A 25,148-nucleotide genomic window follows, 5' to 3' on the forward strand; every position below is an offset into this window, starting at 1 on the left:
CTTTAAAATACTGTAATAAAGTTGATTAATTACCTACTTCATTTATAAATTTTATACGCATTAAACGTAATTCATCCTCATCATAGTCACCATCAAATTCATCTAAAGCTTCTTGTATTTTATCAGTTTCTGCTTCCATGAAATAATCATAAATTTCTTCTTGTTGGTCTTCATCTAGAACATCATCCAAAGCATAATTAATATCTAGCTTTGTACCAGAAAAAATAATTGCTTCCATTTCTTTGATTAGTTCTGTCATTTCTAAACCTTTCGATTTCGAAATATCTTCTAAAGGAAGTTTTCTATCTGTATTCTGAATGATATATAACTTTATTCCAGAATTTGTACCCGTACTTTTTACAATTAGATCGTCTGGTCTTAAAATTTCATTTTCTGTAACATAATTAGAAATTAATGCTACAAATTCTTTACCAAATTTTCTTGCTTTACCTTCTCCTACTCCATGAACTGTAGAAAGTTCTTCTAAATTAATAGGATATTTTAGAGCCATATCATCTAATGAGGGATCTTGAAAAACAGCAAACGGAGGAACACCTTGTTTATTAGCTACTTTTTTACGTAAATCTTTTAGGAGTTTAACCAATGTAGCATCTGTTGCAGCACCAGCAGACTTAGCATTTGTAATTATTGTATTGTCATTTTCTTCAGAATATGAATGATCTTCTGTCATCATAAAAGAAACTGGTTTTTCTAAAAAACTTTCTCCCTCTTTGGTTAATTTTACAACTCCGTATTGTTCTATTTCTTTTTTGATAAAGTTTACAACTAAAACTTGTCTAACCAAAGCCATCCAATAAGCTGCTTTTTTCTCTTTACCAATTCCAAAAAATGGTTGTAAATGTGTTTTATGAGAAGTTAATAATGCATTTTCTTTACCTATTAAAGTATTTACAACTTCTTTAGATTTATATTTTTGCATTGTATTTTTAACAACTGATAACAGTTTAATTACATCTTCTTTTGCTTCGTGTTTTTTCTTCGGATTTCTAGAATTATCATCCATATCGGCTCCTTCACCGTTTATTTCATCAAAATCTTCACCAAAATAATGCAATAAATATTTACGCCTATTCATAGAAGTTTCGGCATAACCTACAACTTCTTGTAACAAAGCATGACCAATTTCTTGTTCTGCTACTGGTTTACTAGACATAAATTTTTCTAACTTTTCTATGTCTTTATAAGAATAAAAAGCCAAACAATAACCTTCGCCATCATCTCTACCTGCTCTACCAGTTTCTTGGTAATAGCTTTCTAAACTTTTAGGAATATCGTGGTGTATAACAAATCGAACATCTGGCTTGTCAATTCCCATTCCAAAAGCTATGGTAGCAACCACAATATCACAATCTTCCATCAAAAACATATCTTGATGTTTTGCTCTTGTTTTTGCATCTAAACCAGCATGATAAGGAACAGCGTTTAAACCATTAACTTGTAATATTTGAGCTACTTCTTCTACCTTTTTTCTACTTAAACAATATATAATACCAGATTTACCAATTCTTTGTTTTACAAAACGAATGATATCTTTTTCTACTTCTTTGGTTTTAGGCCTAACCTCGTAAAACAAGTTTGGTCTATTAAAAGAAGCTTTAAATCTATTGGCATCTGTAATACCCAAAGTTTTTAAAATGTCTTCTTGTACTTTTTCTGTAGCTGTAGCAGTTAAACAAATAACAGGCACATTATCTATAGCTTTAATTATATGTTTTAAATTTCTGTATTCAGGTCTAAAATCGTGTCCCCATTCAGAAATACAATGCGCTTCATCAATTGCTACAAAAGAAATTTTTTGAGTTCTTAAGAATAAAACATACTCTTCTTTAATTAAAGATTCTGGTGCTACGTATAAAAGTTTTGTAACTCCGTTAGAAATATCTTCTTTAACTTTTGCAATTTCTGTTTTGTTAAGAGAAGAATTTAATACATGGGCAACACCATTATTTTCTGAAATACCTCTAATGGCATCTACTTGATTTTTCATTAAAGCAATTAACGGAGAAACCACAATTGCTGTACCTTCTTGCATTAATGCAGGTAGTTGATAACATAGAGATTTACCACCTCCTGTTGGCATAATAACAAATGTATTATTACCATTTACAATACTATTAACAACTTGCTCTTGTAAGCCTTTAAATTTATTGAATCCAAAGAACTTTTTTAGAGGGCTATGTAAATCCATTTATAAAATATTCGTTTAACGTTAAAAACAAAATACAAACCTTTATATATAGTTTGATGAAACTATTTTTTGTAGTAAATTTGCCTGTTTCTTATATCTAAAGATATAACTTTTTTTTGTTTTAATAAAATACAAAACTATTGAAAAAAATTAATCCGATACTACAAACCGCAAAAGAAACTATCTTATTGGAAAGTAGTGCAATTGCGAATTTAGCAAATTTATTAGATGATAACTTCGAAAATGCCGTTAATTTTATATTAAATGCAAACGGAAGGGTCATAATTACAGGAATTGGCAAAAGCGCAAATATTGCAAACAAAATTGTAGCAACTTTTAACTCTACAGGTACGCCTGCAATATTTATGCATGCAGCAGATGCAATTCATGGAGATTTAGGAAACGTACAAGAAAATGATGTAGTTATTTGTTTGTCTAAAAGTGGTAATACTCCAGAAATTAAAGTATTGGTTCCGTTAATTAAAAATTATGGTAATAAAATTATTGCCATAACAGGTAACGTTGATTCATTTTTAGGTAAAAATGCCGATTTCCCTCTAAATACTTTTGTAGAAAAAGAAGCTTGTACAAATAATTTAGCACCAACAACTAGCACAACAGCACAATTAGTGATGGGAGATGCATTAGCTATGTGCTTGCAAGATTTAAGAGGTTTTTCTAGCAAAGATTTTGCTAAATATCATCCAGGAGGTGCTTTGGGTAAACGTTTATACCTAAGAGTTTCTGACTTAATTGCAAATAACCAAGTTCCTAGAGTAAATAGCACAGATTCTATTGCAAAAGTTATTGTAGAAATATCAGAAAAAAGATTAGGTGTTACAGCTGTTTTAGAAAACGAAACGTTGGTAGGTATTATTACTGATGGCGATATTAGAAGAATGCTAAGCAAAACAACAGACATAAACCACTTTACGGCAAAAGACATTATGGGTAAAAACCCAAAAACTGTTTTAGAAAATGCAATGGCTATCGAGGCTTTAGATAAGTTAGAAAACAATAGTATTACTCAAATTTTAGTAATAAACGATAAAAATGAATATGTTGGTGTTGTACATTTACATGATTTAATTAAAGAAGGAATTTTCTAATGGCAGAAGAACAAAAAGAAATGTCTTTTCTAGGACATTTAGAAGAATTAAGATGGCATTTGGTAAGAAGTGCATCAGCAATATTTATTATCGGAATTTTATTATTCATTTTTCAGAAAGAAGTCTACGAATACTTTTTACTAGCGCATAGAAAACCAGATTTTATAACCTATCAGGTTTTTTGTGACTTTTTTAATTTCTTAGGATTAGATAGCACTTTTTGTAACGTAAAATTTAATGATAATTTAATCAGTTTAAAACCAACACAACAATTAATGAATGCTATTTGGTCTTCATTAATTTTAGGAATAATACTTGCATTTCCTTATTTATTATGGGAATTATGGCGTTTTATTGCACCAGGATTAACAGAAAGAGAAATTAAAAATTCTAGAGGTTTTATTTTTATAGCTTCATTTTTATTTTTCTGCGGAATCGCATTTAGCTTTTATGTAATTGCGCCTATTTCAATTCATTTTTTGTACAATTATCAAATTACAGATTTAATTCAGAATAATTTTACGATGGATTCTCATATTGGTCTGGTAACTAATATGTTGTTAGGAATTTCAATTTTATTCGAATTACCTGTTCTAATTTATTTTTTAACTAAAATAGGATTGGTAACTCCAGAATTTTTAAAAAAATACAGAAAACATGCGTTAGTAGTTGTACTAATATTAGCAGCTATTATTACGCCTCCAGATATTGCTAGTCAAGTTATTGTAGCAATTCCGATACTTATCTTATATGAAATAAGTATCAAAGTTTCAAAAATGGTGATCAAAAAACAATTAAAAGATGCACAAAAAAGTCCAAGAATTTAACGACTACCGTTCTAAAATGAACAAGAAAATTTTAGATTCTGATAATAAAGTAATTAAAAGAATTTTTAATTTAGATACAAATGCTTTTAAAGAAGGGCATTTACCAGTAAAAACAAAAGAACTATTAGGTTTAGTTGCCTCTGCAGTTTTAAGATGTGATGATTGTATTCAATATCATTTAGAATCGGCTAAAGAAAACGGAGTAACGACAGAAGAAATGATGGAAACAATGTCTATTGCCAACTTAGTTGGTGGTACAATTGTAATACCTCATTTAAGAAAAGCAGTAGAATATTGGGAAATGTTAGATGAAAAAGAGTAACTGTTTAAGATACCTTTAAGAATAACAAAGTAGTTTTTTACTACTTTTAACAAACCCAAAAACTACATATTTAAAATATGATTTTAAGAGCAGATAACATTCAGAAAATCTACGGAAGTAGAAAAGTTGTAAAAGGTATTTCTTTAGAAGTACAACAAGGAGAAATTATAGGTTTATTAGGACCAAACGGTGCTGGTAAAACTACTTCTTTTTACATGATTGTTGGTATGATTAAACCCAATGCTGGTAAAATATTTTTAAATGATGAAGAAATAACCCAAGATGCCATGTACAAACGTGCGCAAAAAGGGATTGGATATTTAGCACAAGAAGCTTCTGTTTTTAGAAAACTTTCTGTAGAAGACAACATTATGTCTGTTTTACAATTTACAGGTCGTTCTAAAAAAGAACAAAAGATAAAATTAGAATCTTTAATAGAAGAATTTAATATTGGTCATGTTCGCAAAAACAGAGGTGATTTATTATCTGGTGGAGAAAGAAGAAGAACAGAAATTGCTCGATGTTTAGCTTCAGACCCAAACTTTATTCTTTTAGATGAACCTTTTGCAGGTGTAGATCCTATTGCTGTAGAAGATATACAAAGTATTGTAGCGCATTTAAAAGATAGAAATATTGGTATTTTAATTACAGATCATGATGTACAAGCAACTTTAGCTATTACAGATAAGACTTATTTAATGTATAACGGAAGTATTCTTAAAGAAGGTACACCAGAAGAACTTGCTGCTGATGAAATGGTAAGAAAAGTATATTTAGGTAAAGATTTTGAGCTTAAAAAACGTAAAGTATTTTAAGACAAACCTTATTCTATTAAAAAAAGCATCAATTTAAAATTGATGCTTTTTTTATTTACGCTTTTTTAGAATTTGATATGAGCGATAATAAAACGTAAATTGTTATTATTAAAGGAATCGATAAATATTGTAAACTGATAATCATTATAATTGATATCAACAAAAATAAATATTTAACGATATTATTTTTGATTGCATAATTTTTAAATTTCAAAGAAAATAAAGGTAGTTCTGCATTCATTAAATAGGTTAATAAAAGTGTAATCGTTATTAAGAAGTAATTATTTCTAATAAGATCATTTACAAATTCTAGATCAGAATATTCTAAAATTAATGGTAATGAAATTACAAATAAACTCATTGCAGGTGTTGGTAATCCTATAAAAGATTCAGATTGTCTTGTATCAATATTAAATTTTGCTAATCTGTAGCATGCGCCTAAAGTTAGTATTAAACCAATTAAAGAAACTACATTTAAATGCATACCTTTAAAAGAAGAAGTTTCTGTAAAATGATTAAAGAAAGATACACCTTTTTCTCCTGAAATCAACTTAAACATTATAATTCCTGGCACAACACCACTAGTTACCATATCTGCTAGTGAATCTAGTTGTTTTCCTAATTCTCCAGAAACGTTTAATAAACGAGCAGCAAAACCATCAAAAAAATCAAAAAAGATACCTAAAACTACGAACAAACCTGCAAATACAAAGTTGTTATTAACAGCTAAAATGGTTGCAATTGTTCCGCAAAATAAATTACCTAATGTTAGTAAGTTAGGAATGTGTTTTTTCATTATAAAATTTGATTAGAGGGCTAAAATAATAAATCCTAATTTGGTAATTTTCTAAAATTATCAATATTTTATGTATTTTTAAAAATTATCATACAAATCATTAAGAATGCCAATATTAAAATCGGACTTCTCTCCTACTTTACCTTTTAAAAACGGACATTTTAATACAATTTATCGTCCTTTATTTTCTAAGGAAACATGTACTTATTCTCGAAAAAGAATTTCTACTTGGGATAATGATTTTATCGATTTAGATTTTTCTAAAGTTGGTTCTAAAAATTTGGTATTGTTAATTCATGGTTTAGAAGGAAGTTCTCAATCAAAATATATTATTTCTTCTGTAAATCATTTAAATAGTAAAGGTTTAGATACTGTTTCGTTAAATTTAAGAAGTTGTAGTGGTGAAGATAATTTACTTTTAGACACTTATCATAGCGGTAAAACCGAAGATGTAGATTATGTAATTAAGCACATTAATACCAACTATAATTACGATTCAATAGTAATTATAGGTTTTAGTTTGGGCGGAAATTTGACTTTAAAGTATTTAGGAGAATATCAAGAAAAACTATCTAACATTGTTAAAGGAGGAATTGCTGTTTCTGTACCAATTGATATTACTTCTGCAGAAAAAGAATTAGACAAATTTAAAAATAGATTATATGTAGAAGTATTTTTTAAGACTTTAAAAAGTAAAATTTTAGATAAAGCGAATAAATTTCCAGAGTTTCAATTAGATAAAGAACGCTTAAAAAAAGCAACAAAGTTTAAACATTTAGAATATTTATATACGGTACCTGTTTTTGGCTTTAAAAATCCAGAAGATTATTGGGAAAAAGCGAGCTCTAAACCTTATTTGTCTAAAATAGATAGACCAACTTTACTTTTAAATGCTAAAGATGATACTTTTTTGTCTGCAGAATGTTACCCAAGAAAAGAAGCGATTAAATCGCGTAATTTTTATTTAGAAATTCCAGAATTTGGTGGTCATTGTGGTTTTATGAGTTCCTTTAAAACAGAAGAAAATAATTGGCTTGAAACCAAAATAGCTTCTTTTATCGAAGAAAAAATTCAAATATAACTTTATGAAACAATATCTTACTAAAACTAATGTTATTTTAATAGGATTTAAGATATTTGTTACAGAAAAATCATGTCATTTGAAATATAGAATTTTACTTTTTTTCTTATTCTTAACAGTATTAGTAAACGCGCAGGCATTTAGAAATTACTCTAATGAATTTTTAAATATTGGTGTAGATGCTGCTGCTTTAGGTAAAAGTAAAGCTGTTGTAGCTACTACAAATAACGTAAATGCAACTTACTGGAATCCTGCGGGTTTAGTTGGTATCGAAGATTATCAAGGTTCCTTAATGTATGCCTCTTATTTTGCAGGAATTGCAAATTACAACCATGCGGCTTTTGCAATGCCTATAGATAAAGAAAGTGCTCTAGGAATTTCTGTTATTCGATTTGGTGTAGATGATATTTTAAATACAACACAGTTAATTGATAGCGACGGAAACATAGATTTTAACAGAATTAGTTTATTTTCTGCGGCAGACTATGCGTTTAATCTAGCTTATGCTAGAAACTTAATTTTTAAAGATGTTAAATTAGGAGTTAATGCAAAAATTGTAAGAAGAACAATTGGCGATTTTGCTTCTTCTTGGGGATTTGGTTTTGATATTGGTCTTCAATTTGAAAGAAATAATTGGAAATTTGGTTTAATGGCTAGAGATATAACTACAACTTTTAATAGTTGGGCTATAAATGAAGAAGAATTTGAAAAAATTAGAGATGCAATTCCTGGTCAAAATCAAGAATTACCACAAAGTACAGAAATTACAAAACCAAAACTACAACTAGGTGTTGCTAGAGATTTTAAAATTGGCCGATTTTTTAATTTACAAACAGAAATAGATTTAAATGTGCGTTTTGCTAGAACAAATGATATCTTCTCTTCGGATGCAGGAAGTATAGATCCGGCAATCGGGTTGCAATTAGATTATGAAAATATTGTTTATTTAAGAGCTGGTGTTGGTAATTTTCAATATCAAACAGAATTTGATGGCTCTAAATCTTTAAACACTCAACCTAATTTTGGTGTTGGATTTAATTATAAAGGAATTCAAGTTGATTATGCTTTAACTAATATTGGTAGTGTCGGAAACGCTTTGTATTCTAATATTTTTTCTATTACCATAGATTATAATTTACTTAGACCTTAATATATTATGATAAAAAAACTATGTATAGTTCTTCCTATCTTTTTATTATTATTTAAAATTAATCATGCTCAGAAATTATCTACTTTCTCAGAAATATCTATTGTTACAGCAGGTCCTGGTAAAGAGTTATATGAGAAATTTGGTCATTCTGCAATTAGAATTAAAGACCCATCTTTAAATTTAGATGTTATTTATAACTATGGGATATTTGATTTTGATAAACCTAATTTTCTATTAAATTTTGCTCACGGTAAAATGTACTACCTATTGGCTAAATATGATTTTGTCTATTTTTTTAATAGTTACATGAAAGATAAGCGTTGGTTAAAGCAACAGGTTTTAAATTTAAATACATTAGAAAAACAGCAAGTCTTTTTATATTTAGAAAAAAATGCTCTAAAAGAAAATGCAACGTATTTATACGATCCTTTTTTTAATAATTGTGCATCTAAACTTAAAGATATTTCTCTTGAAGTTTTAAAAGATAATTTAATTTTAGAAAGTAATGAGATAGAAAATAATAAAACATTAAGACAATTAATGAACAACGAAATTACTTGGAATACTTGGGGTAATTTTGGAATTAATTTAATTGCTGGTACTATTTTAGATAAAGAAAGAAATCAAATAGCCTACACCTATTTACCTGATTATTTATACAAAACATCTAAGAATGCAAAAATTAAAAGAAACGGAAGAATTGTAGACTTTGTTAAGCGCGAAGATGTTTTATTAAATTATAAAGAAATTCAAAATAATAACTTTATTGTAAGTCCGATTTTTATTTTTTCTGCTCTTTTAATTATTGTTTTATTTATAACTGTTAAGAATATTAAAAATAATAAAAGATCAAAAGTTTTAGATTTTTTAATCTTCTTTATAACCGGTTTAATTGGTTTAATTTTAACCTATCTATGGTTATTTTCTTCTCACACAACTGCTCCAAATAATTTTAATGTATTATGGGCATTTATCCCTAATATTATTATTGCATTTTTATTATTAAGAAAATCGGTAAAACTTTGGGTGAAAAATTATTTAAAAGTGACTATAGCTTTATTGAATATAGTTCCGTTATTATGGATAATAGGTTTACAGAGCTTTCCTGTAACTTTAATTCCGATTTTAATATTATTAAATATTAGATATTTCTATTTACTAAAAAACTTATTGACCTCTGTAAAATAAGATTGTTGTAATGGTTTTAATTAAGATTTTAAAATCAAGAAAAGCACTTCTTTCTTTTATATAATACAAATCGTATCTAAGTTTTATTTCTTGTTCTTTAATTGTATTTGCATACGGATAATTAACCTGAGCCCAACCTGTTAAGCCTGGTCTAACAATATTTCTTATAGAGTAAAACGGAATTTTATTTTCTAAATCGTTTACAAATTCGGGTCTTTCTGGTCTAGGACCAATAATTCCCATATCTCCCTTTAAGATGTTGTAAAATTGAGGAACTTCATCTAACCTTGTATGTCTTAAAAATTTACCGAATGTTGTAATTCTTGTATCATTTTTTTGAGCCCAAACTGCACCATTGTTCTCTGCATTTGTAACCATAGACCTAAGTTTATAAATCTTAAAAATCTTACCATTTTGTCCTACTCTATCTTGAGAATAAAAAAGAGGACCACGATTAGCAAAAATATTTCCTATTAGAATTATAGGAAAAACAACTAAAAAAGCAATCAAACCAATTAAAGCAATAAAAACATCTGTTACTCTTAAGCCAAATAAATAAAACCTGTTAGTATTGTTTTTACTAAAATTAATATGCTTATAAAAATTAAGTTCTAAATATTCTTTAGGAATTCTTAAGTTTATTTCTTCATAAAAAGACTCGTAGCTTGCAATATTATATCCTTTTTGAAAAAGAAAAATCAACTCTTTATTTAAAGATTCTAGAACTTCATTAGATAAACCATCTTTAGAAACTACAATCTCATTTATACTATTATCGGTAAAAAATTCTGAAAGTTTTTCAGTTTCAACATTTCTAAAACCATTAACATTATCGATTTCTTCATCAGAAAAATAGGCTCTAAGGTTATGAAAATTATCTTTTTGAATTTTTTCTAACATCCCTTTTATCTTATCAGATTTCCCAATAAAAATGACAGTTTTAAAATACTTTGGAGAAAATATTAATTGAATGTATAAAAATCTCCAAACAACAATTGGTATTGCTAGAATTAAAAAAAGATAGACAATTTGAAGTCTATTATTAGGTAAAATAGGCGATAAAAATGGTGTGAAAACGTAGAATATTGTTGTGGCAAAAGCAGTAACAACGATACTTCTAAGTACTAAATATCTATTGTTAGAAATGTTTAAATTAAATAATTGAAAAATTTCTCCAAAAATTAAATAATATGAAATAAGTAAGAATGCCCAAACTAATAAACTATTACTATAAAAGTTAAAATAGCTAAAATTTAATATTTCAAAAGAAAAATACAAGCTAGTAATTATAACTATTGTATCTATTACTCTAAGCAAAATTTTACGCTCAGATATATTAAAATATTTTTTTTGATTCATTAAAATAGTTTATTCAAAACATTGCACGAAAGATAAAAAAATGATTTAACATATGACATTTTTTCAATATTTTTAAATAGATTGAAGTTCCACTTAAGCATTTCAAACTTATTATTAGAAATAGACTGGTTTCTTAATCTATAATGTGCTAAAATTTCTGGAATACCAAAGGCGTGTTCTTCAATTTTTAAAATTTTTAACCACAGTGCATAATCTTGCCTTTTTCTAACATTTGGCATGTAAATTTTACCCAATTTATCTACATTATAAATTACTGTTAAACACCCAATTCTATTAGAATAAAGCATGTTTTTATAATTTAGAGTTGGTCTACAAATAAAGTTTTTAATTGGTTTTTCTGATGTTTCGTTTATAGTGCTGTAAGAGGTGTATGTGAAATTATAATTGTTTTGAATCATAAAATCTACTTGAAGCTCTAATTTGTTAGGCAACCAAATATCATCACTATCTAAAAAAGCTATAAATTCACCGTTTGCTATATCTATTGCAGTATTTCTTGCTATTGCTGTTCCAGAGTTTTTAGCTAATTTATGTAGTATAATCCTGCTATCTTTCGCGATAAAACTTTCAATGATTTTATTACTGCCATCCGTAGAACAATCATCAACTATAATCATTTCCCAATTTTTATAGGTTTGATTTAAAACACTATTTATGGTTTTTGATATAAAAGCTGATGAATTATAACTAGGTGTTATTATAGAAACTAAATTATTCATTTATGGTAGAAATAAAGTTTTTTAATTTACCGTTAGATTTTTTTAACTCTGAATCCGTATTAATTTCGAAATCGATATCATCTTTAAAATGTTGCTTAATTTCTTTACACAGCTTTTGCTGAAGTTCTGCTTCGATTTGATTCTGAATTAAAAACACCAATTTACCTTTTTCCTCTTGTAAAACTTGATAGTTTAAATTTATATTTTCTTTTTTTGAAATATTTTTAAAAATATAATACAAATATAAACTAGGATATATATTTTCTTTCCCGTAAATATTTTCTCCTACTCTACCTGTTATTTCTTTAATAATTAGGTGTTTCTTTCCACAAGTACAATTCTCATTTCTTGGTGCCAAAGAAATATAATCGCCTAACTTATATCTAATAATAGGAAATGATTTTAATTGTAGATTCGTTACTAAAATCTCGTTGTTAACTTCTTCAACGTAAACACCTTCCATATTTATGTGAATATTTCCTTTATTACATTCAAAACCTATAATTCCAGCTTCTGTAGCACCATATTCACTAACCATTTTCAATCCAAAAGCTTTTTTTATTTCTTCTTGATATGAATCAAAGATTTTTTCTGATGTACCTTTAACTAATTTTAAATTTTTAGGTTTTTCTAAATTTAGTTTATTGATTAATACAGCAGTTTGATAAATCATTGAAGAATAACCTTGAATGTAAGTTGCATTTTTTGTTTTCTTAATGAAACTCTTTAGATATTTGTCTTCAAAACTAAAGATTCTAAATCTATTTTGGAGTTTGTCTAAAAGCTTATTTTTTATTTTAGAAATTAACGAGAAATTAAATCCCCAGAAATACCCATTTTTATCCCAAGGATTTACATCATGCCAAGAATAACCTCGTTGAATTGCTGCTCTATTAAACGAATCTGCTTCTTCGTTTCTATAAAATTTTAAAGATTGACCAGAAGTACCTGACGTTGTTGCCAAAAATTGTTTACGAAAGTTTAAATTGGTATGAATTTCATTAACATTTTCAATTAACTCCTCTTTAGTCAAAACCGGAATTAACTTTAAATCATCAAGCGATTTAATTTCTTGAGTATTGACTTTAGCATATTTATCTCTATAAAAAGTAGAATTTTCAATTGCTAACTTTGTAATTTCTCTAATTTTTTTAAACTGATATTCTTCTAATTGTTCTAAAGACCAATTCTCGGTAGTTTTTAAAAACTGATAGTTTTTTCTAAGAGATGGATTCCTAAAAGTTTGTCCTAAAAGGTAAATAAACTTGTGTATCATCTATTTTAGTATTTCTAACCACTTTTTTCTTACTGAATTCCAGCTAAAACTTTCTACTTTTTTTCTAGCATTTATTGCTAGTTTCTGATGCTTTCCTTCAACAATTAAATTGATGGCATTCGCCATTGCTTTAACATCGTTTTTATCAACTAACAAACCACTAATGTTTTCTTCTATTAAATATGGAAGTCCACCAACGTTGGTAGAAACAATTGGCAAACCCAAAGCCATAGCTTCGATAACACTAACGGGCATATTATCAAAATTAGAAGTATTTATGAATATATCAAAATCTTTAGATTTTTCATGCCATTCTTCCTTAGCCAAGAAACCTGTAATTTCAATTTTATCAATTAAATTATATTGGCTCGCAAGTTTTAAAAAATTTTGATGTGAATTATCTTTTATTGGACCAATCATGCACAATGTTGCTTCTGGTAAAGATTTCAAAACCTCTTTTAATACATTTAAAGCCATTACTGGATTATAAATTTCATGAAAAGCTCTTACAAAGAGTAACTTAGGTTTTATATTGATTCTTTTTAAAAACGGATATTTATCAATTTGAATAATATTTGGTATTTCATCAACTACATAATTATAATTTTCAAATTCCTTTTTTAGATACATGGAAGGAGAAACATTCTTATAAGCATTATTAAAAATTAAACTAGATAAAAATTTATTTTTTTTAAGTCTATTTGGTAAATTTCCTCCATGTAAAACAGTAATGTATTTTAATTTAAAAATTTTACAAATTTGAGAACATATTAAAGCATAATAAAAGTTTGTTGTACTGTAAGTATCGATAATAACAAAATCTAATTTAAAACTTAGTTTTAATAAATTAACACACATATCTAAAAGCCTAAAAAACTTATTTTGTTTATTAGAGGTAATAATTATATCATAATCCTCATTTACAAGAGAATTACTTAATAGTTTTAAAGTAGTTTCATTTTTAGTATTGTTATTACCTATGTAGAGAATTTTAATACTCATTTTCGGCAATCATTAGATTCTTGTCTTCTGTGTTTTCTAATTCATCAATATTTGTGATATTTAACAAACTTAAAGCGTAAACGAATCCAGGAAGAGCAATTCTCATAGCAGAATGATTTATCGTTAAAAACCAAATCAAATAAAATGCAATTATAAATGCTTTTTGATAAGAATTCCCTTTTAGGAAGTTAAATAACGGAATTGTAATTAGTGCTATTAATAAAATAAAACCTATGTAACCATGTTCTTCTAACAAACGACCTACTTCATTATGTGATGCTGCAGTAATTGCTTCTCCTTTTTTTAGCCTTTCATACTTACCATTCCCAACACCGATACCTAAAGGATTCTCTAAAAAATTACCCATTTGAATTTTCAAAATATCTACTCTACCCGTCGTAATATCTTTCTGAACTCCAATTGCATTTTTTCCTGTATAACGATTATTTAACATTCCGTTTGTAATGTCTAATGTATATATCCAAATAGACAATATAAAAACCAATGCTAGCATTAGGTATCTAAAAAACTTTGTAAATGATATTTTTTTGTACATCAAGAAAAATATAACAAAAAAAGAAATCGAAATTATAGCTGTTAAAATTCCACCTCGTGAGAAAGTTAATAAACCACGATAAGAAAAATAAATTAAAAAAATGGCATCAATATATATAAAACCAGTTAGTCGTTTATTTGATAGTATATAAACTGTTAAAATAAACATACCTAGACCAATTGCAGTTGCAACTTGATTTGGTCCAAATCCACCTGAAGTTTGAAAGTTTGCTTCTCCACCAAATACTATTTCACTTAAATCTGGTGTCCTAAAATAAAGGAAAATTATCATAGAAAACAATGGTAAAAGCATGAAATATAGAATATCTAATAATTTTTTAGCAGAAACATTTCTTTGATAACAGTAGATAGCGGAGATACCTAAAACAATAGGGCCGCTTAAATTAAATATAACATTTTTCCTTATTGATTCTCCTTCAGGTACTTTAGTAAAAACAATTCCTAATAATAAGAGTAAGATATAAAAGACATATTGTACAGAAAAACTTTGTTTAAATCGTCCTATAAACATTCCTAAAACAAGAAATAATATAACTACATATTTCCCTGTTTCATAGAAGATAAAACCACCTATCATTCTTGTATAAACTTCTGCACCTACAATATAAGCGGCAAATAATAAAGCTTCTTCATTTTCATTCTTAGAGTTAAAAATGAAGTAAAGTGGAGTTAATACAATTATAATTCCAAATAATTTTGGAAAAAAACTAAATGTACCAAAATATCCAAAAGCCAGATGAATTAATATGAATACAAGTTTATTTCGAAGAATTAATTTTATCAAAATTAAGAATTATAAATTTTAATTATTTTTTTTAAAAAAGGGCCTACAGAATAGTTTTTCTTAATATTGATTTCATTATTTTGTCCAAACTTAATTCGATCAGTTTTTGATTTTATTAACAATTCTAATTTATCAACTAGTTGATTCATATTATTGCTTTCAATTAAATAACCCGTTTTTTTATCAATAACAATATCTGAACATTGACCAACATTTGTACAAACTACAGGTAACTTAGCTAAACCATATTCTAAAAGAGCTAAAGGTAAACCTTCTGAACTAGATGATAAAACCCCAATATCTGATTGGAATAAAATATTTTGGATATCCATTTTAGCATCATAAACAAAAATATGCTTTTCTAAATTCAATTCTTTAATTAATGCTAAGTTTTTTTGTGTATATAAATCATTCCCAAGTCTTCCTACTAAATGTAAAGTCCAATCAGGGTTAACTTTACTTATTTTTGCAAAAGCCTCTATTAAAAATTGATGGTTTTTTTGATTTCGAAAAGCTGCCAAATGAATTATTCTCTTTCCATTTTCACCATTCAATTTTGTTTTTTCTTTTACTAAATTAAAGCTTGCAAAATTATTTACAAAAAAAACATTTTTACAGTATAATTTTTTTTCCGACCAGTCTTTCAACTTTACATTCACTGATATTATAGAATGAGTAAAAAATGAAAAAAGTTTTAGAAATATGCTTGGTCTATACTTCAAGTTTTCGCTTTTGCCATAGTGATCATGCCATATTATTTTTAATTTAGGATTCATTACTTTTATACAAAAAGCCATAAATATGGAAGTAGCATGAGCATGTAAAACAGAAATATTATTCGTTTCTATATATTTTCTAAATTTAATTAAAGCTTTGATATCAATAGTTTTTTTTCTATTTAAAAATATATAATTTGTTTTATTATTGATGTTTTCTATTAATTTACCTTCTTTTCTTGTTGCACAAATATGTGAGTTTATTCCAACTTCATTTAAACCGTTATTTATATTAACTGCTAAAACTTCTGCTCCGCCTGTTTCTAATGTATCAATAATTTGAACAACACCTAAATTACTCATAATTAATATCTAAAATTTTTTTAATTTCAACTTCAAATTTATCTAAAGTATACTCTCGAGACCAACTGGTTGCATTTAAAACTTTTTCTTGATATTTTTTTTCATCATTTAAATATCTTTTTATTTCAAAGATAATATCTTCAATGTTAACATCAGGTCTTAAAACACTTCCTCTTGAGCCATTACCAAGCATGTAATTTACACAAGAAACATTTGAAGATATTGGTAAACAACTCCAAAACATTGCTTCTGCCACAACTTTAGGCCAACCTTCAGATTTAGAAATAAACAGTAAAAAATGTGATTCTTTAAAAGCTTGTTTTACTTCAATTTTGGGTTTATTTCCATGTAAAACAATAATGTTTTCAAGCGATTTTTCTTTTATATAATTATGTATTTCAGTAAATTTTTCACCATTTCCGTACATATTTAATTGTACATTAAAACCTTGGTTACAAAGTTTTTCTATAACTTTTACACTTAACATAGGTTGTTTACCAACCGAGAAAGCGCCAACATAGATAAATTTAATTACTGATGATAAATTTTTAGTTTTTACTATTTCTATTTCATTTTTTTTATAGGATGCTGTAAAAAAAGGAATTATATTTTTTGATTGATTTTCCCAATTTCCGTAAACCAAAACCTTGCAGTTTTTTGTTAAAATAGTATTCGATAAAATCCATTTTTGAATCTTATAACTAACAGGTTGTTTGCTGTTTGGATCCCAATTACCTGCATATTTTACTGTCTTTGGTTTAGAAGGGTAAAATATTTGAGCTAAAGCACCTAAAAGTCCAATATTACCAGGGCATCGTAAATGTATATGATCTACATTTTTTATAAATTTTATAATTTTAAAAAAAATTAAAGGAATGTATAATATATTATGCAGTGCATATGCAATATTTTTAATATGCAGACTAGGTATTTTTTCTAATTTAACTTTAACACCAGTATATTCTGTTTCTATAGCAGTTTGTTTTTCTTTTGATATTGGTGATAAAATTTTTATTTCAGTGACGTATTTAGCCCATAAATTCATCTCTCTTACATAAGGCTCATAAGCATAAATTTTGTCAGAATGTTGTTTATGAATTGCATGTGTTATAATTCCAAATTTCATTATCTTAAAATTGGGTTATAAAATGAAATATTATCTTCTAAAATATTATGAGAGTTAAAACTTTCTAAGGTATGTTTCTGACTCTCTTCTATTAATTCTAATCTTTTTTTATGGTCTGATAATAAATCAACTACTTTTTTACTAATATATTCTTTGGAGTTAGGTTTAAAAAAAAGTATCGAATCAGAATTTCCTGTAAATTCATTAAAGGGTTTTATTTTACATGCTATAATTGCTTTGGTATTTATAATGACTCTAACAAAATGACCAATATAAAATGAATGATCAATTGTAAAAGTATAAGGTATAGAAATACCAGTTATAATTTCAATCCATTTTTGAAATATTAATGCTAACAATAAACATGGTTTTTTAATCAATCCAGATAAGTTACTTTTAAAAATATAATTAGAAACTCTGTATACAAAAATAGCCCATAGACCCTGTGTTGTTAAAAGTAATATTAGTGAAGATTTACCTCCACTATATTTTTTATATTTTAAAATATCTGATTTAAACAAATTATTTTTTTTAGTTGAAGCCTTTAAATTTAATAAATTTTTTACTCTATGTATCTAGTTGAAAATTGAATTTTAATAAAAAATGAGTAGTTAAATTTCTAATCTTTAAAGAATAGAGTTGTAAAAATCTATATTTTTTTTTAAAATAATTTTTGGTGAAAATTTATCAATCACTTTTTTCCTAGCTCTTATTTCTATTTCCCTGTTATTATTACGATTTTTTAACACCCTTATAACTGTCTTTGAAATATTTTCAACTTCTAGTGGTTTACATAAAAAACCATCTACTCCATCAGTTATTGTTTCAGACCCTGGGCCATACTCTGTGAAAACAACTATTTTTTCCATACACATTGCTTCTGGTGCAACTAAACCTTGAACTTCCATATGAGACGGAAAAATACAAATTTCACCAAATTCATAAACTTTTGGTAAGTCTATATATGGTACTGGATTTTTAAAAGTTATACTTTTTTTTATATCATCCGATAATTGTTTTAACATCCAGTCTTTATATAATGTCCCGTTTGGAAAATACCAATCTCTCCCATAAATATATAAATGAAATTCAGGAAATTCTTTAAGAATTTCAGGAATTGCTAAACACAATTGTCTTATTCCTTTTTTTTCGCAAATAGTACCCGCAAAAACAGCAGTATTATTAATAACTTTACTTTTATCCGCAGGATAAAACTGGTCTATTAAAATCGGATTATTAATAGTAATATTTTTCTTTTTAGAAAAATTAATAAATTTAGAAGTTTGAATTTTAACAAAGTCTGAAGTAGCTATAACTGCGTCTGTTTTTTTAAAGGTTAATTTTTCTAAAAGTGATTTTTTAAAATTTAATTTTTTATTCTCAAAAGTGTGAAAAAAATGATGACCACCATGCAATCTTACAATTCTCTTTACGTTTTTGGGTATTTTAATAAAAGCAAAACCACCTTCTTGAGCTTCTAATATATCTATTTTATCTTTTTTATGAATTTTACTAATTAAACTACTTATAGAAAATGAGTTTTTTAACCAAGAAAATCCTTTTATATTAGATTTTATTCCATAAAAAATATTTACACCTTCAATTTTAACTTCTGTTTCTTCTTTATCATGTAGACCAACAACGGAAACCCTATGTCCATTGTTAATCAAAAGCTTAGAATAGGTTAATAAAAAAGTACCAATACCTCCATAGGAAGCATTAGGCAATGGAAATTCACTAGAAATAAAACAAATATGCATTTAATTTAAAATTTGATTTACAATGTTTAATGATGAATTTTTATTATCACAATTAATTACTCTTAACCATTCTTTTCCAAGAGATTTTTTATGATTTATAGCTAAATTAATAATTTTTAAGATCTCTTCTTTAGAATTAATCCAATATAATTGATTTTGATTAGGCATAGACCTGAAATGCTGAAACTTATAAATTGTCTCTACAGACCACCTTTTATCTATTACACTATTATAATTTAAATAAGCCGCAGGTTTATTAAAAATAGCAAAATCATGTGCCATAGTAGAACCTAAATTAATTACCAAATCTGAATGTTTACAAATATTAGCCAATAACTTTACATCGTTAAAACTAGGAAAAAGAGTAGACCAATGTTCTCTATTATTGCTCCACAAAGGCCTTATTGGAACTATAAATGCTTTGTATTTATTAATTACCTTATCATATCTTCCAGATAAATCTACAGGACTTCTTCTGAAAATAATTTGAACATCATTTTCTTTATTATTTTTCAAAATTTCATCTGCTAAATCTTCTAAATAATTTGGATCATAGGGTGAGGTCAACTCATCATCACCAGAAAAACAAATAGTTATTTTATTTAAATCTAAGTTTTGATTTTTAAAAAATATTTCTCTGTTTAAAAAAATAGATTCATCGTTATAAAACTCAAATTGTGGAGTTCCAGTAATTACAATTGATTCTAAATTTATTTCTGGATAAAATTGTAGTAATTCATTTTTCATATAGTTAGACCAAACTAAATATTTTTGAGTTCTAACACTTAGTCTTCCTTTAGGAATATTATCCCAAGAATAAATTGCACCAATTGTTTTAATTTTTAAAACATTTGCTGCTTTAATTATTGGTATAGCATTAATAGCTCTTTGATGAGTACAAAATAAACTTTCTACAGTTAAATCTTTTAAAAATTTAATTTCTTTATTTATAGAAATTAATAAAGATTTCTGGTACTTTTCTTCTAACCATAAAATTCTTGAATATTTTTTACTATAATAATTACCAATACCTTCTACTAACTTATAAAAATACTTCTTAGTACCTTTTCTATTTCTATTCCAATTAGTTAATATTGTATCATTATTAACCAAATTTGCGTTGTATTTCAGACGGGAAAATGCAATGACTTCTCTTAAAAACTTCTGCTTTATTGTTTCTCTATAATGAGAAATGTTTTTTGATTCAAATTTTATTTTATGAATTTTTCTAACTTCATCTAGTGCTTTATCATCCAAAGAATGATAAATATAAATATTTTTACCTGCTTTATGTAATTTTGGAATAATATCAGAAAAAAGATAATTTCTAATTCCTGTACCATCTGGAACTACAAATAAAACAGTTTTTTTATTTTCTCCTTTTAACATAAATAATTATCAATATTTAAACCTAAACTAACCCATTGCCAAATATGAAAACTAGAATCTATATTTCCTTTTTTATACTTAACTAACTCTTCTTCTAATTCTTTTATATTAAACCAATTAGAATATTCTGATTTTTTTATTTTCTCTAAAGAATCTTTTACAAAAGAAAATAATTCATTTTGTAACCACTCTCTTTGTGGAGTTTGTAATGGTCTTTTAGGAGCATAGGATATAGAGTCATTTAAATCTTCTGCAACTAATTCTCTTAATAAGTATTTTTGAATGTCGTTTTTAATCTTATAATCTAAAGGTTGTGCAAATGCATATTCTACAAGTCTATAATCTAAAAAAGGTTCTCGCAACTCTGTACTAAATGCCATAGAAACTCTATCATTAAACCTAAGTGCTCTCGGAATTTTAGTATAAAATAAATCTCTATACTGTTTATTTAAAATAGCATCTTTAAAAGGTTTTGGATAAACTGGTTTAGATGCAAATTTTTTAAAATCTTCCGCAAGTACATTCTCTTTAAAAGGAGATGATTTTATTCCTTGAATTGTGTTATCATTATTTTTTAAATAATAATCATATCCCGCCCATTGTTCGTCCATACCTTGTCCATCTAACAAAACAATTACATTATCTTTTCTTGCTTTATCGAAGATTTTACTGTAAGCTAAGGTTGGAATACCTCCAAAAGGTTCTTCTTGTATTTTTGAAATATAATCTATTAGTTTATAAAAATCATCATCTATTTTTAGTAAAATTTTTGATAAAGGATTTTCTGTATAATTAATCATTTCTTCTACCCATGGTAGCTCATCATACCTATTATCATTTGTGTAAAAAGTGTAAGCGTTTATATTTTTGCTATTATTTAGCTTATTTACATATGCTAATAGAGCTGAACTATCTAAACCACCACTAATATTAAATCCAACTTTTACATCTGCTCTAAACCTTAATTTTATACTGTCTTCTAATAAACTCTTGTATTTTTCCTTTACTGATTTAAAAGATACTTTAGCTTGATATTTTAAAATCTCTTTTTCGAAAAAATACCATTTGTTAATATTTAAAGAGTTTTTTGAATATTCTAAATAATGACCACCTTGTAATTGATTTATATTTTCCCAAAAAGTTTCTGTTGGATGACCATAACTACCATAGGTTAAATAAGAGGCCCATACTTTTTTATTCGGAGTTTTTTTTACTCCTGATGCATGTAATGCTTTAATTTCTGATGAAAAATAAAATTTTTCTTTTTCTCTATAATAATAGAATGGTTTAACTCCAAATCGATCTCTAGCTGCAAAAAGGTGCTTTTTTTCTTTATCCCAAATTGCAAAAGAAAACATTCCATTTAATTTATGTAAACATTTTTTTCCCCATTTAATATAAGCGGCTAAAAGTACTTCTGTATCTGATTCTGTTTTAAAATTATATTTTTTTAACTCTTCTTTTAATTCAATATAATTATAAATTTCACCGTTAAAAGTTATTATATATCTATTAGAATTATCTTTAAAAGGTTGATTCGATTTTTCTGATAAATCTAATATTGATAATCTATTATGACCTAACAAAACTTGTTCATCTCTAAAAACTCCTGTATTATCAGGGCCTCTATGATGTTGAGTTTTTAACATTTTAGAAATTACGTCCTCTTTAATATTTCCTCCTATTATACCTGCAATTCCACACATTTATTAAGAAATATTATTTAATAAATTTTCTGCTTTCTCCCAATCTTTAACCGTATCGATATTTACATAATATTCCTTAGGTGAAACAATATAAGAAATTGATGAACCATATAAAGAGTTTTCATCTAAAATAACAGAAGTTTTTGTAATGTAAATACTACCATCTCTATGATAAGATTTTGGTAAATCTTGTCTTCTACTTATAATATTTTTATCTCCTGTAGAAATATCTAATAAACCTTTTTCATTATCTTTAAAAGTCCAATGTGGATTATATTCATGTGGAACTTCTAATACAGAAACTAAAGAATCTGATTTATTATTTATAAACGTTTCAATCGCTTTATCTAGAAATTCTTTTGTTCTAAATGGACTAGTTACTTGTAATAAGCAAATAGCATCAAAATGTACATTCTTATCTAAATAAAAATTTAGAACATGTTTAATTACAGATAAACTAGACGAATTATCTTCAGCTAATACTTGCGGTCTTTTAAAAGGTATTGTTAATCCCAACCTTTTACCAATATCAATAATCTCATCATCATCAGAACTTAAAACTACAAGGTCTAGTTTATCACTTTCTAAAGCAACTTCAGATGTATATTGAAGTAAAGGCTTATCACCGAGCATTTTTATATTCTTTCTAGGAAGTCCTTTAGATCCTCCTCTAGCTGGTATAATCCCTAAAATTTTCATTAATATTCTATTGTTTTATGAAAAGTTAATTCTGCTGTAGCTAAAATTTCTGCAATTTTTTTTCCAGATTTACCATCACCATAAATAAATTCACTTTCATATTCTTTAGAAATACTATCTAAAATGGCTGTTTTAATTATTTCTTTATCATAATGAACATCAATAACATTTAAGCCACGTTGCCTCCTACTTTGTCTAGAGCCAATATTTACTACAGGAACTCCTAAATAAGAACATTCTCTTATACCTACACTAGAATTTCCAATAAGTGTTTTAGAATTGATTAATAATCTCAAAAAATCTTCTGGCTCCATGTTTTTAAAAAAATGAATATTTTTGGGTTTTACTCTTTCTCTAAAGGATCTTATTCCACTTGAAGTACCATCAGAACCAGCATCTACATTTGGCCAAAACCAAAAAGTTGGCATATTTAATTTGTAAATAGCTTCTAATGTTGCTTCAACATCTTTTCTAGCAGATGTATACTCTGTAGTTACAGGATGTTGCATTACTACTAAATAACCATTTTCCCAATCAATATTTTCTCCAACTCCCCCATATTTTTCTATTGGATCAAAATTTAAATCCGGAGATTTATTTACATTAAAAGCTAAATCTATTGACGGGCAACCGGTATTAAAAACTTTACTAGGGTTTTCACCCAATTTAATTACTCTTTCTTTCGCGTCTTCAGAAGCAACAAGATGTAAATCCGCTAATTTAGTGTTAGCATGTCTTACTTTTTCATCGATATTACCGGTAACTTCTCCACCTTGTATGTGAACTAAAGGAATATTTTGATAAGATGCTGCAATAGAGGTTGCAATGGTTTCAAATCTATCAGCAATAGTAACAACGGCATCTGGTTTTAATTTATAAAAAACATTTGCAAGCTCCATTACACCTAAACCTGTTGTTTTAGCCATAGAAGCTGCATTTTCACCTTCTAATACCATAAAAACCTTTTCTGTAATTTCAAAACCATCATTTTTTATAAAATCTACTGCATTACCATATCTTTCCAACAATGCTGCACCTGCAATAACTAATTGCAATTCTAGCTTTGGATGATTTTTTATTGCATCCAAAGCTGTCTTAATTCTACTATATGATGGTCTAGCAGTAATTACAACACAAATTTTTCTATTATTTATCATTATGTGATATCATCAATGGTTAAAAAATCCCATTTTTTTAAATCTTTGGTAATCTTTTTACCAATAACATTTTTAAAATCGTTTGCTAAAATACCCTTATCTCTTGGTTTTTTGGCTTCTAAATCATCAAAAGTTAAAATATGATTTTCTTTTAGATCTTTATTAATTGCTAAAGTTTTTTCAAAAATTTTTTTTAATTCAAAGAATTGATCGTTTTTATGTTTATTAATTGGATATTCTAAAGCTGTCGATATTTTTCTAACTGCTCTTACCAATTCTGTTGTTTCGCTTATAGTTAAGGAAGATTTAGAATCAGGCCCAAACATTTCTTTATCAAAAACTACATGAAATTCTAATATCTCTGCACCTAATGCTGCTGCTGCAATAGAAGTTTCTATAGATGATGAATGATCTGAAAAACCTACTTTTACTTTATACCTATCTTTTAGTTCTTTAATAACATTAAAGCCATACTGTTCTGGTTTTGTAGGGTATGCTGTAGTACATTGCAATATGGAAAAATCTACTTCTCTACCTTTTAAAAAATCTACTGTGGTATCTAATTCATCAAAAGAACTCATTCCTGAAGAAATTATAACTGGTTTTTTTGTTTTTGCAATTTTTTCGAGCAACAATAGATTTGTAATTTCACCAGAACCAATTTTATATTTAGAAACACCTACTTCTTCTAATAAATCTACAGCTTTATTACTAAAAGGAGAACTTAAAAAATCTAAACCAACCTCATCACAATGTTCTTTGATATGGTGCCATTGCTCTAAAGAAAATTCCATTCTTTTCCAATAATCAAATCGAGTTTTATCTTGTTTTGAAAACTTAACTCTAAATGGTTCGTGAATACTACTTTCTGCCGCTGCAATATGTGTTTGAAACTTAATAGCATCAACTCCTGTCTTAGCAACTGCATCGATATAAGAATGTAAAATACCAATACTACCTTCGTGTGCTTGAGCAATTTCTGCAATTATATAGGTCAT

Annotated in this window: 23 protein-coding genes; 7 read left to right on the plus strand and 16 right to left on the minus strand. The window is 26.7% G+C overall.

From position 1 onward, the window contains the following. Nucleotides 1-25: 25 nt before the first annotated feature. Entirely contained in the window at nucleotides 26-2,209 is a 2,184-nt protein-coding gene (locus B5464_RS14020; protein WP_079738894.1) for an ATP-dependent DNA helicase RecQ, read from the minus strand. A 140-nt stretch (nucleotides 2,210-2,349) separates the two neighbouring features. Between B5464_RS14020 and B5464_RS14025 the strand changes: the two genes are divergently transcribed. The 4 genes from B5464_RS14025 to lptB all read left to right on the plus strand — a co-directional run bounded on the left by B5464_RS14025 (nucleotide 2,350) and on the right by lptB (nucleotide 5,282). Then, nucleotides 2,350-3,318: an SIS domain-containing protein gene (locus tag B5464_RS14025; RefSeq protein WP_079738895.1), complete on the plus strand. Its 969-nt coding sequence runs from the start codon at nucleotides 2,350-2,352 to the stop codon at nucleotides 3,316-3,318. Beyond that, nucleotides 3,318-4,145 carry a twin-arginine translocase subunit TatC gene (gene tatC / locus B5464_RS14030; RefSeq protein WP_077809357.1) on the plus strand — a complete coding sequence of 276 codons (828 nt, stop codon included), beginning with the start codon at nucleotides 3,318-3,320 and terminating at the stop codon, nucleotides 4,143-4,145. The genes B5464_RS14025 and tatC overlap by 1 nt, the downstream gene beginning before the upstream one ends. Next, nucleotides 4,120-4,467, plus strand: a complete 348-nt coding sequence (locus B5464_RS14035) for a carboxymuconolactone decarboxylase family protein (protein WP_077809358.1) — start codon at nucleotides 4,120-4,122, stop codon at nucleotides 4,465-4,467. The genes tatC and B5464_RS14035 overlap by 26 nt, the downstream gene beginning before the upstream one ends. Nucleotides 4,468-4,544: 77 nt before the next feature. Beyond that, a complete protein-coding gene (gene lptB / locus B5464_RS14040; protein WP_077809359.1) occupies nucleotides 4,545-5,282 on the plus strand; it encodes an LPS export ABC transporter ATP-binding protein in 738 nt (245 codons plus the stop codon). A gap of 55 nt (nucleotides 5,283-5,337) precedes the next feature. Here lptB and B5464_RS14045 read toward each other — a convergent pair whose 3' ends face one another. Further along, nucleotides 5,338-6,078, minus strand: coding sequence for a phosphatidylcholine/phosphatidylserine synthase (locus B5464_RS14045; protein ID WP_079738896.1), 741 nt, complete (start codon nucleotides 6,076-6,078; stop codon nucleotides 5,338-5,340). Nucleotides 6,079-6,184: 106 nt separating this feature from the next. On the opposite strand from B5464_RS14045, the gene B5464_RS14050 reads away from it, so the two are divergent. The 3 genes from B5464_RS14050 (at nucleotide 6,185) to B5464_RS14060 (ending at nucleotide 9,497) form a co-directional block, all read left to right on the plus strand. After that, nucleotides 6,185-7,159, plus strand: coding sequence for a YheT family hydrolase (locus B5464_RS14050; protein ID WP_079738897.1), 975 nt, complete (start codon nucleotides 6,185-6,187; stop codon nucleotides 7,157-7,159). A 79-nt stretch (nucleotides 7,160-7,238) separates the two neighbouring features. After that, the gene (locus tag B5464_RS14055; RefSeq protein ID WP_231963678.1) at nucleotides 7,239-8,309 is read left to right on the plus strand and encodes a PorV/PorQ family protein; all 1,071 of its coding nucleotides are present in this window, start codon (nucleotides 7,239-7,241) and stop codon (nucleotides 8,307-8,309) included. A 6-nt stretch (nucleotides 8,310-8,315) separates the two neighbouring features. Beyond that, on the plus strand, nucleotides 8,316-9,497 hold the full coding sequence (locus tag B5464_RS14060) for a DUF4105 domain-containing protein (protein WP_154066982.1): 1,182 nt from the start codon (nucleotides 8,316-8,318) through the stop codon (nucleotides 9,495-9,497). On the opposite strand, the gene B5464_RS14065 is transcribed toward B5464_RS14060, so the two are convergent. From B5464_RS14065 to B5464_RS14130, 14 genes are all read right to left on the minus strand, one after another. Then, a complete protein-coding gene (locus tag B5464_RS14065) occupies nucleotides 9,477-10,856 on the minus strand; it encodes an exopolysaccharide biosynthesis polyprenyl glycosylphosphotransferase (protein WP_079738899.1) in 1,380 nt (459 codons plus the stop codon). The genes B5464_RS14060 and B5464_RS14065 overlap by 21 nt on opposite strands. After that, nucleotides 10,856-11,596 carry a glycosyltransferase family 2 protein gene (locus B5464_RS14070; protein ID WP_079738900.1) on the minus strand — a complete coding sequence of 247 codons (741 nt, stop codon included), beginning with the start codon at nucleotides 11,594-11,596 and terminating at the stop codon, nucleotides 10,856-10,858. Before B5464_RS14070 ends, B5464_RS14065 begins: the two co-directional genes overlap by 1 nt. Continuing rightward, nucleotides 11,589-12,872, minus strand: a complete 1,284-nt coding sequence (locus tag B5464_RS14075) for a phenylacetate--CoA ligase family protein (protein ID WP_079738901.1) — start codon at nucleotides 12,870-12,872, stop codon at nucleotides 11,589-11,591. The genes B5464_RS14070 and B5464_RS14075 overlap by 8 nt, the downstream gene beginning before the upstream one ends. Next, nucleotides 12,873-13,874 (minus strand): glycosyltransferase family 4 protein, encoded by a 1,002-nt coding sequence (locus B5464_RS14080; RefSeq protein WP_079738902.1) that lies wholly within the window; start codon nucleotides 13,872-13,874, stop codon nucleotides 12,873-12,875. Next, complete coding sequence (locus tag B5464_RS14085; protein ID WP_079738903.1) at nucleotides 13,864-15,234, minus strand: O-antigen ligase; 1,371 nt, start codon at nucleotides 15,232-15,234, stop codon at nucleotides 13,864-13,866. Before B5464_RS14085 ends, B5464_RS14080 begins: the two co-directional genes overlap by 11 nt. 2 nt (nucleotides 15,235-15,236) lie before the next feature. Continuing rightward, entirely contained in the window at nucleotides 15,237-16,313 is a 1,077-nt protein-coding gene (locus tag B5464_RS14090) for a glycosyltransferase (RefSeq protein ID WP_079738904.1), read from the minus strand. Continuing rightward, a complete protein-coding gene (locus tag B5464_RS14095; protein ID WP_079738905.1) occupies nucleotides 16,306-17,439 on the minus strand; it encodes a glycosyltransferase in 1,134 nt (377 codons plus the stop codon). Before B5464_RS14095 ends, B5464_RS14090 begins: the two co-directional genes overlap by 8 nt. Beyond that, on the minus strand, nucleotides 17,439-17,960 hold the full coding sequence (locus B5464_RS14100) for a hypothetical protein (RefSeq protein ID WP_079738906.1): 522 nt from the start codon (nucleotides 17,958-17,960) through the stop codon (nucleotides 17,439-17,441). The genes B5464_RS14095 and B5464_RS14100 overlap by 1 nt, the downstream gene beginning before the upstream one ends. Before the next feature lie 105 nt (nucleotides 17,961-18,065). Next, complete coding sequence (locus tag B5464_RS14105; RefSeq protein ID WP_079738907.1) at nucleotides 18,066-19,199, minus strand: glycosyltransferase family 4 protein; 1,134 nt, start codon at nucleotides 19,197-19,199, stop codon at nucleotides 18,066-18,068. After that, nucleotides 19,200-20,588 carry a hypothetical protein gene (locus B5464_RS14110; protein WP_079738908.1) on the minus strand — a complete coding sequence of 463 codons (1,389 nt, stop codon included), beginning with the start codon at nucleotides 20,586-20,588 and terminating at the stop codon, nucleotides 19,200-19,202. Then, a complete protein-coding gene (asnB, locus tag B5464_RS14115; RefSeq protein WP_079738909.1) occupies nucleotides 20,582-22,294 on the minus strand; it encodes an asparagine synthase (glutamine-hydrolyzing) in 1,713 nt (570 codons plus the stop codon). The genes B5464_RS14110 and asnB overlap by 7 nt, the downstream gene beginning before the upstream one ends. Before the next feature lie 3 nt (nucleotides 22,295-22,297). Continuing rightward, complete coding sequence (locus B5464_RS14120) at nucleotides 22,298-22,993, minus strand: acylneuraminate cytidylyltransferase family protein (RefSeq protein ID WP_079738910.1); 696 nt, start codon at nucleotides 22,991-22,993, stop codon at nucleotides 22,298-22,300. Beyond that, the gene (neuC, locus tag B5464_RS14125) at nucleotides 22,993-24,150 is read right to left on the minus strand and encodes a UDP-N-acetylglucosamine 2-epimerase (RefSeq protein WP_079738911.1); all 1,158 of its coding nucleotides are present in this window, start codon (nucleotides 24,148-24,150) and stop codon (nucleotides 22,993-22,995) included. The genes B5464_RS14120 and neuC overlap by 1 nt, the downstream gene beginning before the upstream one ends. Further along, the gene (locus tag B5464_RS14130) at nucleotides 24,150-25,148 is read right to left on the minus strand and encodes an N-acetylneuraminate synthase family protein (protein WP_079738912.1); all 999 of its coding nucleotides are present in this window, start codon (nucleotides 25,146-25,148) and stop codon (nucleotides 24,150-24,152) included. Before B5464_RS14130 ends, neuC begins: the two co-directional genes overlap by 1 nt.

This window comes from Polaribacter sp. KT 15 (assembly GCF_900143115.1).
Lineage (GTDB): Bacteria > Bacteroidota > Bacteroidia > Flavobacteriales > Flavobacteriaceae > Polaribacter > Polaribacter marinaquae.